The sequence below is a fragment of the uncultured Altibacter sp. genome (assembly GCF_963972995.1).
Taxonomy (GTDB): domain Bacteria; phylum Bacteroidota; class Bacteroidia; order Flavobacteriales; family Flavobacteriaceae; genus Altibacter.
In genome coordinates, this window is the sequence record NZ_CAXAXI010000010.1 from 47,270 (window position 1) to 63,996 (window position 16,727).

Genomic DNA, 16,727 nt, shown 5'->3' on the forward strand with positions numbered 1-16,727 from the left:
CACTATATCGATCTTGGTTTTGCGATTATATCATGGATCAATTTTCTGTATGCCTTTTCACTGCGTTCCATACTGAAATGCTTAGCCCGTTCTTTTCCGTTCTCTGAAAGACGCTGCCATACCTCTTCTTTCGAAAAAAGCATATCCAATTGTCTTGGCAAGGTATCGCTCGTCCATTCGTTAGGTTTAGGTATAAGGACTCCGTTTTCATTTTGAAAGGGAAGTATCACTTCTTGTTTCCTATTCGGCAAGAGTATTTCTCTAGGTCCGCCACAGTCGGTTGCAATCACAGGAACACCTAATGCCATCGATTCAACCACCACTAAGCTGAATGATTCGGAAGAAGAGACCATCAGGGAGGCTTTAGCGTTAGCGATCACAGGATACGGATTCGTTAGATTGCCCATTAACACTACGTGGGAAGTGAGTCCCCTACTTCTAATCAGCGTCTCGATCTCGGGGCGTAGCGGACCATCACCCACAAGGACCAGATGTTTATGGTTAGATTTCAGGTATTCTTCCAGGTGTGTAATGAGTTGGAGGTGATTCTTTACCGGGCGGAATCCTGCCACATATACCACATAGGTTTCAGGAAGTCCAAGAGGTTTTGGCTCCAAGGTCTTTTGTATCACCGAGCCAATGTCGATACCGGCATAAATGACATGATGCCGATTGGGTAGCTTGTATTGCGCATCGAACATCTCTTTTATATAATGCGAAACAGAAACAATACAATCTGCTTTCCTATACGATCTCCCTACCAACAGATCGAGCCATCTTGATCTCCCCGTTCTCACACTCCACTCACCGTGAAGTACACAAAGGGTTACTTCCTTGTTTTGGCTCCATACATTGAGCATGTTGGGCATAAGTAAATGACTTATAGATACGTCGGGTCGTGTTTGACGCTTTAGTTTTTTAAACGCCTGTAATAGTTGCCACTGTCTGCGTAGCTTTCCAAAAATATCTTGTCGTTCGGGAATATTAAGATCGATAACGCAACCCGCATGATCATATTCGTGTTCGCTGGAATTGTAACAGGCAAAACTATGATCGAATTCTTTGGAGAGTCCGAAGCTAAGGTCGGCCGCAAACTTTTGAGCACCGCCTTCATACAGTGTAGGAATAATGGATACTATTGCCGGTTTTCTCATTCCAATAGTGGTTCTAGGTTTGAGACAATTCTTTTTCCATATTCTGAAACAGGTTCGGAGCGCTGTATATATGCTTCATTAAACGAACGAAGTTTTTGTGAAATTAAAAAAGGCTGTACTTCACAGTGTTCCTTTATTCCCAAAATAAGAGCATGCATGCGAGCAGAATAGACATGCGATGCGCTTTCTAAATACCGTTTTAAATCTTGTAAGGAAGCTATAGACGCTATTGAGAGTTGCACATTATATTCTTTCTTTACAAAGGTTTGAAATTCTCTACATTCGGAAGCATCAGTTAATGTAGTGTAAAAGAGTAACACTTCCAATGATTTGGCGCGATACTCTTTAGAAACCTTATACAAAGCTTCAAAGTAATCTGCTTTAGTGAAAGATGCATCATCGTTATATTTTTTGAACACTTCAGTAAAATTAGTAATCCCTATTAAGGCTAGGTCTTTTTTTACTTTATTTGGAGCTGTTACCTTTTCCGAAGTATAAAATGCAACATCCGGAATCACAATGGAATCTCGTTTAAAAATTTCTTTGCAGATCTTTTTAGAAAAAGAGTCACGCACATAGATGCTGTCCACGCGATCCATTCCTTTTTGATATAACGTTCGCTCCAATTTATTGTAATTTCCTGAGAACCCTACACCAATTAAGTGGATGGGCGCCTTGGTGTGTTTTTTGATGAGATACGACACTGCATTAATTGCGATAGCAAATCCGCTGGGGGCCCTCGTCCCTGCGCTATTTATAAGTTGTCCACCTCCAATTACAATGAGATCGAAAGAGTGCTTTGTAAGAATGGATTGAATTTGTTTTTTATGTTTTATAGACCAATATTGAACATACAACACCCCTTTAATCTGACTCCATAACGAGTTTCGTTTTCTTTTTTTAACGATAGCTTTTGAGTAAGCGTATGAAGGCAAAGATCGTACGGAAGGTTTGGATAGGTAAAGGAATTCGGTCTCGAAATCACGGTCTGATAACATGGCGATCATCGCCTCTCTAATTGCTTGATCCCCCAAATTATCACTAAAACCTTCATTGATCACTAGCGCCTTTTTCTGTTTCATCCATTATTATTTTTAAGGTTTGTCAACTGCTTCTTTGTAAGATAGAACAGATCGTGGAACAGCTTTTTGTTCAGGAATATCAATCCAAACAAAGAACTCCCGATTAAAAAGAGATCAAGATAAAAATTTGTGAGCTGCGTTAAAAAGGCAAATACGATCGCTACACAAGTTAGCGAAACGAGTTTTATGTTATTAACTTCAATTTTAAAGAAGTGATCGGTTTGTACCTTTCGTAATATATACATCACTAAAAAACTGAAAAATGTTCCCACTGCCGGCGCATAAAGACCGATATGCTTTAAGAGTAACAAACTAATTGCAATGTTTACGATCCCACCGGCCAACGATGTTGTGAAAATATGCTTGGTACGTTTGGCGCGTTGATATCCCACGCCTACGTAAGATGCAAATGCTTGAAAAGCCACACCAATGAATAGAAATGGCAAATATTTCCATGCTTCCAAGTAGACCGGGTCGATAAGATACCGAACCAAATAATACGAAATAGAGATCAAGAAAATGACCAGCGTAAGTTCTAAGGTGATGAACTTATCGAAAAGTTTCGAAAAAAAAGCGGTATTCTCTTTATCCTCCTTCACACTTATGCCGTGATCCTGCCACGCTAACAGAAAGATAGAATTCACCAGGGTTACCACGGCCGGAAATCTGGTAGATACGGCGTAGATACCGTTGGCTTGGATATTTAAGATGAGGACGATCAAATATTTATCTGCAGCGTTAATGAGCCACCAACTCACCGCATTTGGCACTAACGGTAGCGAGTAGCCTATCATTTCGCGCATTTCGGACTTATTGAAGCGATTGTTAGAAAACACCCCTTTCCACGAAAGATTATATATAACAAAGGTGATGGTCACCAATCCCGAGATAATAGATGCTAGGAGCAAACTCTCCAATCCCATTTTCAATACAGCTAGAAAAAGGATCGTACACCCTAGAAATGATACGGTATATAGAATTCCCGAAGCTGCAAACACCTTTGTTTTCCCCAACCCTCTTAAAATCTTTTGAAGGAAGGGCAAGTAGCAGCTTAGTAGGAGCATGCCTGCAAAATACCCGGTGTATCGGAAGTCGATGAAAAAGGTAAGTACATAATAGACCACAAAGAAGACTGCTGCAATCGCTGTTATTATGGTCAAACCGTGGAAAATAATCCTTGCTTGCTTACCGGTATCATCTTTAGCCTCCAACAGCCAGCGATAGATTGCTTCTGAGGTTTGCAAGGTAATGATGGGAGCAAGGAGATTTATAGAAACGATGATAAGATCGTAGGTTCCAAATTCATCTTTGGTAAGATAGAAGGAGTATAACGGAAGCAATAAAAATGTAAGAGCCTTGGAACCAAAGTTCCCTATAGCATAGATCAATGTGTTCTTTAGAATGCTCTTTCCTTGTCCCATGTACAATTTTAAACGGTCTCGATAGCTATACTATCGCTATTCTATTCTGAAACTCTTACAGTATCATTCCTGCGGCGACGGTTTCATGCGTGGCATCATCTATCAGGATAAAGCTACCTGTTATCCTGTTGTCTCTGTACTCGTCGATCATGAGAGGTCTGGTGGTACGAACCTTGATACGCGCAATGTCGTTCATGCCCAATTCCTTATTCTCTTCTTCACGCGAATAGGTATTGATATCAATCTTGTAAAGAACTTCTTTGATCATGGCTTTTTGTTCGTTCGAGGTATGTAAGATGGTGTATTTGGCGCGAGGTCTTGCCGCATCATTATGAAGCCAACACAACATGGCATCGAACTCTTGCGTAGGTGTTGGTTTGTTATTGGTCTTGACGATCATGTCACCTCTGCTTACGTCAATATCATCTTCTAAGGTTATGGCGGCAGACATAGGGGCGAAAGCTTCCTCCAGAGTGCCCTCCAGTGTATCGATGGATTTGATTTTTGAAGTGAAGCCTGAAGGTAGTACGGTGATCGCATCCCCGGGTCTAAATATACCGCTGGCTACCCTACCGGCGTATCCTCTGTAATCTATAAATTCGTCGCGTTGTGGTCTAATTACCGTTTGCACCGGAAAGCGCGCATCAATTTTGTTGATATCACTGCTTATATGCATGTGTTCCAATGTATGAAGCAGCGGTGCCCCTTGGTACCAGTCCATACGTGTAGAGCGATTTACCACATTATCGCCATCTAAAGCACTAATGGGCAGGAATTGAATATCCTTGGTATAGAGTTTTGATGAAAATTCCTCGAACTGAATAATAATATCATTGTATACTTGCTCTGAATAATCAACGAGATCCATTTTATTGATACACACAATAAGGTGAGGTATTTGAAGTAAGGAAGCAATAAATGCATGTCGCTTTGTTTGTTCGATCACTCCGTTCCTTGCATCAATCAAAATGAGGGCGGCGTTGGCAGTAGATGCACCGGTAACCATATTCCGGGTATATTGAATGTGCCCGGGTGTGTCTGCGATAATGAATTTTCGCTTTGGCGTGGTAAAATAGCGGTAGGCAACATCTATTGTAATCCCTTGTTCTCTTTCATCTCTAAGTCCGTCTGTAAAAAGTGCCAGGTCTACTCCGGCGTGTCCTTTTTTCTTGCTAGTCGTTTCTACAGCGGCCAACTGATCCTCAAAAATGGCTTTACTATCGTAAAGTAGTCGACCAATGAGTGTGCTCTTACCGTCGTCCACACTTCCGGCCGTCGTAAATCGTAGTAGCTGATTATTATCAATTTTCATATTGGGTTCTTTACTAATTATCTTAAAAATAACCTTGTCGCTTTCTGTCTTCCATGGCAGTTTCACTGCGCTTATCGTCACTTCGGTTACCTCGTTCGGTTTGCTTCATAGCAGCCACTTCTGTAACGATCTTTTCCAGTGTGTCTGCTTCACTTTCAATGCCCCCTGTTATGGTGATGTCACCCAAAGTTCTAAAACGAATCTTCTTTGTGAGAACCTTTTCTCCATCCTCTAGTTTCAAATGCTCGGATACGGGTATCCAAGAATTGCTTCGCCATACTACCTCGCGCTCATGTGCAAAGTACAACGATGGAATCTTGATGTTTTCTCTAAGAATGTAGTTCCACACGTCCATCTCGGTCCAGTTGCTTATTGGAAATGCTCTGAAGTGCTCTCCTTCAAAATGTTTTCCGTTGAGCAGGTTCCATAATTCGGGTCGTTGGTTCTTAGGATCCCATTGTCCAAAATCATCACGATGCGAAAAAAAGCGTTCTTTAGCTCTTGCTTTTTCTTCATCACGTCTTCCGCCCCCTATGGCACAATCTACCTTGTGCATCTCTATAGCATCTAACAAGGTTGTGATCTGTAAGGCATTCCTGGTAGCGTTCTTACCCCGTTCTTCCGCTACCCGTCCCTGATCGATAGATTCCTGTACGGAACCTACAATCAATTGAGCCTCAAGTTCATTGATGAGATCATCCCGAAACCGAATGGTTTCAGGAAAATTATGCCCGGTATCCACGTGCATAAGTGGGAATGGAATACGTGACGGATAAAAGGCTTTCTTAGCCAAGTGGGTAACTACAATGGAATCCTTCCCTCCGGAGAATAGAATCACCGGATTTTGAAATTGAGCCCATACTTCGCGTAATATAAAAATTGCTTCAGACTCCAATTCGTCCAAATAGTTCAAATAATACCTGCTCATTATATGTTAAGTTTACTTTCTATCGCTTTTAAAATTTGTTCTACGGCATTCGCCACCGTAACCTTCATGGTGTCTATCTGCACATGGGGTGCTACCGGAGCTTCGTATGGCGCATCTATCCCTGTAAAATTCTTTATCTCGCCGGCCCGCGCTTTGGCATATAAACCCTTTACATCCCGGCGCTCACACTCTTCTAAGGGTGTATTGACAAATACTTCAATGTAATTGGTATATCCTACGATCTTTTGGATTGCTTCTCGATCCTTTGCATAGGGCGATACAAACGCCGCCAATACTACCAATCCGGCATCGATCATCAGGTGCGAAACCTCTGCTATTCTTCGAATATTTTCGGTACGGTCTTCGGGTGTAAAGGATAGGTTGGTATTGAGTCCTTTTCGCACATTATCGCCATCCAAGGTATAGGTATGAATGCCCCGTTCTAGAAGTTGTGCTTCTACGGCATTGGCTATTGTAGATTTTCCGGAACCGGACAAGCCTGTAAACCATATCAAGAAGCTTCCGTGACCGTTAAGGCGGTTTCTTTGTTCTTTTTTTACTGAAAAATCATGCGGGACGATATGCTTCATTGCTGTTAGTATTTGCGTGCTTTTAATCCGTAATCCGTTCGATACCAAACTCTTTCGTGAAGATAATATAAAATCATCTTTGTGATCAACTCTGCGAATCCAATTTTCAGTCCGGTAAACGGATTCCCCGAAATGATCCACGATATGATCATTGTATCCAAAGTCCCCAGACCGCGCCATGTGAATGTCTTGGCTATGTGTCGTTTTCTACTTTCCAGTACCTTACCATTCTTCGATAGGTTCACTCTAAACCAAACCCGTTCATGGATAAAGTAGAGGATCATTTTGGTGATGACCTCAGCTAGACCAATTTGCAACCCCAATAAAGGATCTCCCGTGATCAACCAAGAAAGCAGAATAGTATCAACGGTTCCAACAATACGCCAAGTGATGGTCTTGGCGATGTGCCTTTTATAGGATGTGTCTTTCATTAGGCAGTTACCAAAAAGTAAGGATTCAATAAATTCTCCTTGTTATAGCGCAACGGTTTTTGAGTATCGTTATCCAGAACCTTGATCTTCACTGCTTCACAAATAGCCTGACCTGCAGCCGTATCCCATTCCATGGTAGGTGCAAACCGCGGGTACACATGGGCAGCCCCTTCAGCCACCAAACAAAATTTTAAAGAACTTCCTTTAGAAACGATTTCAACCAAATTCTCTTTCTCTATTTCTGAAATAAATGCCTTGGTATCCTCATTTAAATGAGAACGACTCCCTGCGATCCTTACCGGAGACCCCCCTTTTGTATCGGGTTGTATTTCCGAAGCATTTGCGAAGATATCATCTACGGAAACCGTTTCCGAAGCTAATTCGATCTTATATGCCTTGGTACCGTCCTGTGACGTAAAATAAAGTATTTTGCTTACCGGGACATAAATAACACCCAATAGGGGTGCATTATCCTCAATTAAGGCAATGTTCACCGTAAATTCGCCATTCCGTTTAATAAACTCTTTCGTTCCGTCCAGCGGATCCACGATCCAGCAGCGTGTCCAGTTTTTTCGTTCTGAATAAGCAATGCGTTTGTTCTCTTCACTTATAATGGGTATATCCGTTTGCCTGAGGTAGCGCATAATGGCATCGTTGGCCAATGTATCGGCGGTAGTTAGTGGTGAATTGTCGTCCTTGGTCTCGATGTCAAAACCGGTTTCATACACACTTAAGATCTTTTCACCTGCGTCCAATGCAGCCTGTATGGCCAAGGTTAAATAGGGTTTCATAGATTGGGAGCTATTTGAAGCGCCAAAGGTACAATAATTACAAGAAAGATACTTGGCGATTACCGGATAACCCTCATTAAAATGTATTCTTTACAATTTCTTAAAATGCAGAATTTCAGCGTTAAAAAAACATTAAACAGCGCTCAAAAATTGGCACTCCCTTGCTTTGCTCGTACTTTTGAAAGAACCAAAAAATTAAAATCTATGAATTACTTGAACCTGGATAAGACTAAAATCACCAAAACGGCACAAGAACTCAATATCTTATTAGCCGATTACCACGTGTACTATCAAAAATTGCGAAATTTTCATTGGAACGTTGTTGGAAAAAACTTTTTTGATCTTCATATAAAGTTTGAAGAAATGTACGACGATGCTAAACTCAAGATCGATGAGATCGCAGAACGTATTCTTACCTTACGGTTTCAGCCTGTGAGTAATTTTTCAGACTATTTAGAAAAATCCAATTTAAAAGAATCTTCTTCTACCATCGACGATGTGCAAATGGTGAAGACCCTTCTTAATGACCATGGCACCATAATTCAGCAAATGCGAAAGGTGATCGAAAAGGCAGACGCTGCGGGCGATGAGGGAACCATAGACCTCATTGGATCGTATATTGCCGATCTGGAAAAGACTAGTTGGATGCTAGATGCTTGGTCTATGAAAACAAACGATACGCATCCCACAGCATAACCTTTACTAAAACCACAAAGTCTGCCTTCGGGCAGACTTTTTATTATGAAAAAGTTTCTGCTCTTTTGTTTTATTTGTGTTTCGATAAGCTGTCAAGACTTTGGAAAGCTAAAAATCCTTGCCTCCTTACCCCTAGCGTTGGATGAAGTGAGCGGAATTGAATATCTTCCCGATAGTGAGCTAGTCTGGATGGTGGCCGATGCAGGAAATGCGCGTGCCGTTTTTGGTGTCGACCCCGCTACAGAAGCCGTTAAGAGAACCATCAAGATCGAAAATGCCAAGAATCATGACTGGGAAGATCTTGCGGCTGATGAAAAAGGAACGCTTTATATAGGTGATTTTGGCAATAACAATAATGCGCGCCAAAACCTAGCTATCTACACGGTACCAAATGTTGTTGCTATCCAAGACGACAGAACCACTGCCACAAGGACGGCATTCTCCTTGGAAGATCAAACTGAATTTCCTCCAAAGAAGAGCGAGCGCAACTTCGACATAGAGGCTTTTATCTATTTTAATGCGCATTTTTACTTGTTTACCAGAAACCGTAGTGCTAGTTTTGATGGCACGACAAAGTTGTATAAACTTCCTGCGCAGGCCGGTACTTTTGAAGCCAAATTAATCAGTTCTTTCCAAACTTGTAAGGATCCTTCAGATTGTGATGTGACTGGTGCAGCTATCGATCATAAAAACGGTACTATAGCACTTCTTACCTATAACAAAGTGTTTATCTTCAAGGACTACCCTGAAGATCGCTTCTTTGAAGGAACTGTGGAGAAGATAAAAATAGGTCATAAATCACAAAAGGAAAGCGTGAGTTTTAAGGATGCCAATACTTTGTATATAGCCGATGAACGCAATGGATATGAGGGAGGAAATCTCTACGAATTATCTCTTAAAAACTAAGCCCGAAACCATAGGCTATACGTAAACCTTCAGCCCCATGGAATGCACTTACATTACCCAAGATCGCATCGGTCCATTTCAGTAGCACTCCGCCGCCATACGACTGGTGCCATTGTTGGGAATCTTCACCTGAGACCCAAACCCTGCCTATGTCGTATCCCGCAAAAACATTGATCGCCAATGGAAAGAGAAAGGTCTTAAGTTCTTCAAAACTGTAATAGAGATCTGCACTTCCCAATAGGTCTTTATCACCCGTAAACCTTTGATTGCGATACGATCGCAATCCGCGTGCAGCCCCTAATTGAGCGGATTGATAGAACTCAGGGCGATCTCCAAAAGTGATATAGCTCTTTGCTTCGGTCTTTAACACCAACCTATTATTACTTAACAGTGAATTGTAAAACGTGATGCCGGTATCTACAAAAGCGCTTATAGTTTCTGAATCCAATGCTTCAATGGCACCCCCTTCAATTTGAAACAGCATTCCTTTAGTTGGAAAATAGAGATCGTTAAAGTTCTTATAGCGATACGTCAATGAGGGTTTCAAGAAATAAGAGCGTGCACCAAATGCTTCGGAAAAGTTCTGGTCGAAGAAATTAACCCCATTACGAATTTCATCTACCGCTTGAAGGTTCAAACCAATTTGAAAAAAACTTCCGTACTCTGAAGCAGTCTCGAGACCAATTCCTCCTTCGTACCAACTAAGGTTTACCCTGTTGAAATCAATTCCTAAAGTTTCTTCATCATTGCGGGTCTCATTTCCGAAGCCAAAGAAGTTTTGAGTATAATTTTTGGATGTTGCACGTCCTTGTAGCAGCATGTTGAATGAACCCACTGCCGCAGCATACCGCTTGGCGAATTTAATATCTAATCCTTGGGTCAAAAAGTGGTATTCGGCGCTTAGGTTGAATTTTCGACCGTACGGATTTGCAATAAATTGATTTACGGTCTTCTCGAATTGGGCTGTTACAGAGAGCCCGGTATCGGGATTGTAGCCTGTAAATAAGCCTATGCTGCCCCCTGATGATGGTTTCTTTTGGTAATCGTACAAATTCGCTTCATAAAAGTTTGTAAACCGAAATTGCGCTCCTCCTTTATTCACGATCTCATGGTCCATAGACCGGCGATCGTATACCTTGATTCTTTTTCCGTTCTGTATGTTGTAGCGATCCTTTTCCTGCCCGCCGATAATGCGAAGCAATACCGGATGATCTCCCTCTCCGGTGACCGTAAATACGTCGTCATCATCCAAACCGTAAAGCCAAATTTCTTCAGTCTCCCGACTATTAAAAGTTCTATCGAACAACAAATCTCCTTTCTCCCCATCTTTGATCCTGTATCCTACAATACGGGTCACCCCATTCGGGAGTCGGGTAATTTCAAAGTAATCGTCTTTGTCGGTTCCGGTGATCATTTGAAACCTAATGAAAGCAGAATAATAACGATCAACGATGGAGACCAAATTGTCCTTACGTGCCAGCAGATGGGATTTGATCTCGACGACGGTACTGTCTTGCACCTCTTTAGGAAGTGCGTTAAAGGCTTGATCGACAATCTGTTCGTTGATGGCGGCCTGCAGGATTTTAGCCTGCTCTAGCCATACTTCTCTGGCGCTGCGTTTTACCAAAGCTCTGTCAAGTTTGGAGCCCGCCACATTAAACCATTTCACATCGTGAATGTCCGGTCCATAAACCCCAAGCTGATTGACACCTCCCATGAGTTTGCGCAGTACATTCAAAAAACTTCCATCAAAATTGGCAAATACCTGATCTCGATCCCGAGGGATTGGAACGAAAGCGGTCTTGCCTCCTTCATTTTCAAAAACGGCCCATCGCCACTGGTCGCTATGACGGTCCCAGTCGCCTATAAGCATGTCGAAGATACGTGCCCGAATGTAGGCCTCTTCATCTAAAATATAATCTTCGTCTTCTCTAAGTTTATTTAAGAGATCATCGGTACTTTCAACATCATCCGGATAGCCAAAATTCTTCTTGTCAGTGTACTCATCAGAGGGTTTTTCAACGATCATGTATAGTTGGTCGCCGTATTCCTCATTGTATTTGCCTAGCGCTTTTTGTTGCGGTACATAAAATAATTCAGGCGTAGTGTAGTACACTCCGGCCGCCTTAGCGAGCGTTGGGATGGCAAATGCCGCATAGGGGTGTGCCGCTGTATAGAAATCCAAGATCAGTTCTTCGGTAACGGTTTCAGAAAAATACTTCTCTCCGTCTATCCCCTTAAACGTAGTACTCTTTAGAAATTGAGTGGCACTTTTCTTCAAGGCACGCATATTGTACTCTTTCCCTTCTTTGGTCAACAGTCGTAACGACTTTGTTTGGTGTCCGCCTCCGGGTCGCTCGATAGTAAGCCCTCCGTAAAGCGTATCCAATACCGCGACCTTGGCTTCAACCTTGGTTCCATACACCGCGCGATAGTGATTGCCCCAAAACGACTTAAAGAAATCGGAACGATCTACCAGATCCAGATCGTAGACCGAAGCTTTCATTGTTTTAGGAAAATTTGTGGGGAGATGATCCAGCTTTGGAGGGATAGGTGCTGTAATGACCTTCTTCTGAAAGAGTTCACTAACTTTCCCTTCGGCATTTACACCAAAGAAGGTAGCCCAAGCACTACCATCTTCAAAAATTGCCACTTCGGTGAACCCTTGTCCTCCGTGAGAAAATAATCCGTTATCACTAATCCCAACAGGTCTGGTATCATTTCCGGCACCTGAAATAATTTGGCGTATGGCTCCTTTTTCTATATACTGGAGGTTTTTCTCGTGTCCCGAAAACACTAAGATACGTTGATCGTTTTCCGTGAGCAATGGAAGCAAGGCATCAACCATCTCCCTATACCGAAGGTTAAACCGATCCTGCATAGAGGGTCCGCCTTGCGATCTAATTTGTGCTACTAAAGTACCCACACCCGGAAGCGGGATATTTCCTTGAAACGGAAACAGATGATCGCGAGCCGAAAACCGTCCCCCATAAAAACCATTAGTATACAACGGATGATGGATCGCAAACAGCACCAGTTTATTGGCATGATCCTTTAATTCTCCTTCAATCTCTAAAAGCAGCTTCTCCCGTGTTTTGATCTCACACTTATCATTCATACCCGGATGCTTGTCCCAATTTTCCAGATACCACTGACTGTCCATGACGAGAAGTTGAATGGACTCTGATATCTCGATACTTTCCAGCGGACAACCATTATTGGGTGTTAGGACCTCATCGGTTTCAAGGGCTTTTTCCAAATAATCCTCCATAACCTCCAAGCCTTTCGTTCCATCGAATTCCCATTCGTATTTACCGGGAACAAAGAAAGCTTTGGCTTTGCTGGCTTTTGATACGGCAATTTGCTTATCCAGATTCTCTTTAATTTTAGCTTCGCTATCCCCACGTATATTGTCTCCCACAAACAGGATGTAACGCTTTTCTGAAGGCGTTGCAACAATCGTTTCTTTTATGGCTGATAATACTTTATCACTATTAAAGCCGGACGCGTTTCCGGTTATAATGAATGTCGCCTTTACCGATACGGTATCCTTATCGTCTTGCCACACTTCTGAAGCATTCCTATCGATCACCGTACCTGAAGTGGTACAGGAAGCGATAAGAATCATACTAAAAAGTAAAAGGATACAACATCGCATCATAGCTATACATTATTTATTAAAAGGTAAGGCCGAAGCCAAACACGTAGCGCGTCCCTTCCACCGAATGAAAAGCACTGAAAGATCCATTGAGGCCACCCGAACCATTGATCCATAACCCGCCGCCTAAGGAATTGTGCCATTTATCGGATTCATGGCCCGGTACCCAGACCTTCCCAAGGTCGGCTCCTCCATAGACCCCCACCTGAATGGGGATGAGTTCTATTTTAAATTCGTTGAAACTATACCGCACATCGGCACTTCCAACTAAAGATGATTTTCCGGTAAACCGTTCCTCCCGGTACCCCCGTAAGCCGTTATTAGCGCCTAAGGTCACACCTTGATAAAATTCAAAATTGTTATCGAAGTTAAATCCTGCCTGAATATTCGTTTTAAGAACAACCTTCTTGTTTCTCGTTAAAGCATTATAAAAACCCAGTCGGGTTTTAAGAAATCCGAATATCCTGTCTAAATCCTTTAAATTGTCGGTAGCTCCCGCCGAAAGATCGAACATCATTCCTTTAGTTGGGTTCAACGGATTGTCGTAGCTGCGATAGTTATAAAGTCCTTCCAGCGTTCCGAAATAGGAAGTTTCGTCTTGTATCAAAGTCGCATTTGGTGAAAGTGAGGCGGGCAACGGACTGTGAAGCCGTATGGCTTCCACTTTTGTTTGAAGTTTAAAGAAACTACCAAAATTAGAGTTTCGAAGCAAACCAATGTTGGCAGCAATAGTCTGTAATTCGACCCTATTGTTCTCGATCCCTAATTCCTCTTCAGGATTAAGCGTCTCATTTCCGTAGCCGAAATAGTTTACCGTATAGTTTGGACTGGTAAAATAGAGGCCAAAACTAAGATTTCTATCGTTCTGAATATTAGCATATTCTGCATTGTATTCTACATCAAAACTTGAAGTGTCAAAATAGTAAGATGCTCGGGCCGTGTGTTTTTGGGAGAACGGATTTCGTTGATAATTATTTACCAGATATGTGAATTGTATACCCGCATTCATGCCGTCATCCGGATTGTAGCCAAAGACTGAAGCATAATCGTTGGAGCGCGTGATCTGTTTCCGGTAATCGTACACATTCAGATTGTACACATCGGTAAATCGAAGACTGCCCCCTTTTCGCACTTCCACATTACTTTCTCTGCTTTCATGATCGTACACCTTAGCATTTTCGCCTTCTATGAGTTTATAAGTGTCGATCCCTTGTCCTCCAATCAATCGGACAAAGATCAGATCTCCGTCTGTGTCGCCATGTATTTCGAACGTATCTTTACCATCCAAACCATAGATCCAAATCTCACGTGTCTCCTTGGCCCTGAACGTGCGATCGATGGCCGGTTCCTTCCGTGCATCCTTATAATTAGCATATACTTTAACATTGGTCATCCCTTCCGGCAGTCTTGTGATCTCAAAATAGTCGTTATAATTACTTCCTTCTATGGTTTGCTGCGTAGCCAAATAGGAATAGTAACGATCTGCTATGTCCACTAAGTTCTCTCTTCGAGCTTTCAAGGTTTCAATAATCTCTTTTAAGGATTCTTCACGTACCTCTTCAGGAACCCTCATAAAGGCCGCATCAATGAGCGAATCGGTTAACGTTTTCTGCATTGTTTCGGCCAAAAAGATCCATTGGGCTCTCCCCGAGCGCTTCAGAAGCGCTCTGTCCAGAATGATCCCTTCTTCATTAAAGTATTGCAAATCCCGTATGTCTTCACTATAGATATGCTTCTGGTTATTGCTTCCGAAGATAGACTTTGCCACATCGAGGATGCTCCCTTCAAAGCTGGAAAAAGCATCGTCTTGATTCTTCGGGATGGGTACAAATACATTAAGGCTGTCCCTGTTGTAGTACTCGGCCCAACGCCAGTGATCGCTTTCACGATCCCAATCGCCAATAAGCATATTGAATAATCTTGATTTTATATAATTTTGCTCATCCACTCGGAGATCGGCACGGGCGCGCATTTTAATAAGGATATCATCCGTGGTCTCGATATCGTCCGGATATTCGAAGGTGCGTTGGCCCTCGCTATCCTCATTGGGTTGTATTGAAATATAGTACAGGTCATTTCCAAAATTCTCGTTGTAATTACCTAGACGCTCCTGCTTGGGAATATAATACAACCTGGGTTTTGTATTAAAGATCTCGATCGCATCTGCCAAAACAGGAATCGCCATTTGGGCGTATGGGTGGGTAGCGGTATAGAAGTTACTATCAAAATTATCGGGAAACGATATCTCTTCCTTTGCATCGGTCTCTTGTGAGGCTTCTACGTTTTGAGGGTCTAAGGAAACATCTATTTTTGTTAGAAAATTTAGCGCATTTTTCTTTAGGGTACGCATTCGGTATTCGTTCCCATCCTTATCTTCTAATCGCAAGGCTTTAAAATTCTTATTACTGCTTTCACCAATTACGGTAACACCTCCAAAGAGGGTATCCAAGTAACCAATGGGAGCTTCAACGGGGAGAGCGTACACATCCTTATATTTTTTTCCCCACACGGTTTTAAAGAATAGCGCCTCATTGATAGAGTCTTGCTTGTAGATAGGTACGCTTATTGTTTTTAGATCTTTTGGCAATTTTGGCAAACTGCTGATGTCATAAGGTTTTGGAGGAGCGATGATCTCCTTTTGGAACAATAGCTCAGGGGTGTAATTATCTCCAACACCATAGTATTTTACCCACGACGATCCGTCCTCAAACACATCCATAACCGCAAATCCTTGTCCGCCGTAGCTAAATTCACCAAATTGTCCAAGATCTGCAAAACTCGATTTAGCACCGTTGCCTGTTTGGATCTGAATTAACCCATCTTGCTCAATGTGATGCATGCTGTGTTCGTGACCCGATGCAAAGACAAGGCGCTTGCTCTTTTTTGAAATGGTCGCCAAGCGCGTCATTAATTTGTTATACAATTCGTTATAACGGTCTTGCACCGAAACGCCTCCCTGCGACCGTATTTGCGCCACCAATGAAGCGAGAATAGGCATTGGTATCTTTTTTTGCAATGGATACAAATGTTTTTTTAAAGCGAAGTGTCCGCCATGGGCACCGTAGGTAAACATAGGATGATGCATTGCAAAAAGAATGGTCTTACCTTGATTCTTTTCCAATTCGGTCTCCACTTCTATAAAGAACTTTTCTCGCGTCTTTATCTCACAATTCTCATTGATACTAGGGTCTGTGTTCCAGTCCTCCAAATACCACTGTGTATCTATTACGATCAACTGAATGTTCTCGCCCAGATCAATGCTTTCAAGAGGGCAGCCCCCTGAGGGTCGTAATAGATTTTTACCCGACGCGAATTCTAAATAGAGTTCTTCACGGCGTAACCCTGCGAGACCATCGTTATACCAGTCGTGATTTCCCGGTATAAAAACAATCTCACCCTTAAAATCTTCGAGTGCTCTAAGTTGTGCATCCAAATGGTTCTCGGCCCACTTACGCCCTATGGGTTGATCTTGTGGAGGCATTCCGTCGGGATAGATATTATCACCTAAATATATCGCAAAATCGCCTTCGGTGTCCTTATCCTTTATGAGGTTTTGAAGTGTTTTAAGGGCGTCGCTCATACCGTCCATTGGGGAAAGTCCTGCGTCACCAATGAGATAGAAAGTTTTTTCCACCTTCTTTTCTGAAGGATAAACCACTTGCCTATCGGGTTCACGATAGAGCGCATCATAGGAGGCGCACGAACCGAATAGTACCATGACTAATAGAACGAATACACTTTTTTTGATCATAAAATAA

The 16,727-nt window shown here is 42.4% G+C and carries 12 protein-coding genes; 2 read left to right on the forward strand and 10 right to left on the reverse strand.

Annotation, left to right across the window (positions count from 1 at the left end):
* Positions 1–2: 2 nt before the first annotated feature.
* Genes AACZ11_RS06030 through cysQ form a run of 8 tightly spaced genes read right to left on the reverse strand, consistent with a single transcriptional unit; the run spans position 3 to position 7,709 of the window.
* Positions 3–1,154: a glycosyltransferase gene (locus AACZ11_RS06030; RefSeq protein WP_290628646.1), complete on the reverse strand. Its 1,152-nt coding sequence runs from the start codon at positions 1,152–1,154 to the stop codon at positions 3–5.
* The gene (locus tag AACZ11_RS06035) at positions 1,151–2,236 is read right to left on the reverse strand and encodes a polysaccharide pyruvyl transferase family protein (RefSeq protein WP_290628645.1); all 1,086 of its coding nucleotides are present in this window, start codon (positions 2,234–2,236) and stop codon (positions 1,151–1,153) included. Before AACZ11_RS06035 ends, AACZ11_RS06030 begins: the two co-directional genes overlap by 4 nt.
* Positions 2,233–3,657: an oligosaccharide flippase family protein gene (locus tag AACZ11_RS06040; protein ID WP_290628644.1), complete on the reverse strand. Its 1,425-nt coding sequence runs from the start codon at positions 3,655–3,657 to the stop codon at positions 2,233–2,235. Before AACZ11_RS06040 ends, AACZ11_RS06035 begins: the two co-directional genes overlap by 4 nt.
* A gap of 55 nt (positions 3,658–3,712) precedes the next feature.
* A complete protein-coding gene (locus tag AACZ11_RS06045) occupies positions 3,713–4,969 on the reverse strand; it encodes a GTP-binding protein (RefSeq protein WP_290628643.1) in 1,257 nt (418 codons plus the stop codon).
* Between the two features lie 22 nt (positions 4,970–4,991).
* Complete coding sequence (cysD, locus tag AACZ11_RS06050; RefSeq protein WP_290628642.1) at positions 4,992–5,897, reverse strand: sulfate adenylyltransferase subunit CysD; 906 nt, start codon at positions 5,895–5,897, stop codon at positions 4,992–4,994.
* Positions 5,897–6,487 (reverse strand): adenylyl-sulfate kinase, encoded by a 591-nt coding sequence (gene cysC, locus AACZ11_RS06055; RefSeq protein ID WP_290628641.1) that lies wholly within the window; start codon positions 6,485–6,487, stop codon positions 5,897–5,899. Before cysC ends, cysD begins: the two co-directional genes overlap by 1 nt.
* A 5-nt stretch (positions 6,488–6,492) precedes the next feature.
* Positions 6,493–6,918 (reverse strand): DUF2061 domain-containing protein, encoded by a 426-nt coding sequence (locus AACZ11_RS06060; protein ID WP_290628640.1) that lies wholly within the window; start codon positions 6,916–6,918, stop codon positions 6,493–6,495.
* Entirely contained in the window at positions 6,918–7,709 is a 792-nt protein-coding gene (cysQ, locus tag AACZ11_RS06065) for a 3'(2'),5'-bisphosphate nucleotidase CysQ (RefSeq protein WP_290628639.1), read from the reverse strand. Before cysQ ends, AACZ11_RS06060 begins: the two co-directional genes overlap by 1 nt.
* Before the next feature lie 204 nt (positions 7,710–7,913).
* Here cysQ and AACZ11_RS06070 point away from each other — a divergent pair, with 204 nt between their 5' ends.
* On the forward strand, positions 7,914–8,405 hold the full coding sequence (locus AACZ11_RS06070; protein ID WP_290628638.1) for a DNA starvation/stationary phase protection protein: 492 nt from the start codon (positions 7,914–7,916) through the stop codon (positions 8,403–8,405).
* 45 nt (positions 8,406–8,450) lie between these two features.
* The gene (locus AACZ11_RS06075) at positions 8,451–9,311 is read left to right on the forward strand and encodes a hypothetical protein (protein WP_290628637.1); all 861 of its coding nucleotides are present in this window, start codon (positions 8,451–8,453) and stop codon (positions 9,309–9,311) included.
* Here AACZ11_RS06075 and AACZ11_RS06080 read toward each other — a convergent pair.
* Complete coding sequence (locus AACZ11_RS06080; protein ID WP_290628636.1) at positions 9,301–12,972, reverse strand: phosphoesterase; 3,672 nt, start codon at positions 12,970–12,972, stop codon at positions 9,301–9,303. The two genes, AACZ11_RS06075 and AACZ11_RS06080, sit on opposite strands and share 11 nt — an antisense overlap.
* Before the next feature lie 16 nt (positions 12,973–12,988).
* Entirely contained in the window at positions 12,989–16,720 is a 3,732-nt protein-coding gene (locus tag AACZ11_RS06085; protein ID WP_290628635.1) for a metallophosphoesterase, read from the reverse strand.
* Positions 16,721–16,727 lie beyond the last annotated feature (7 nt).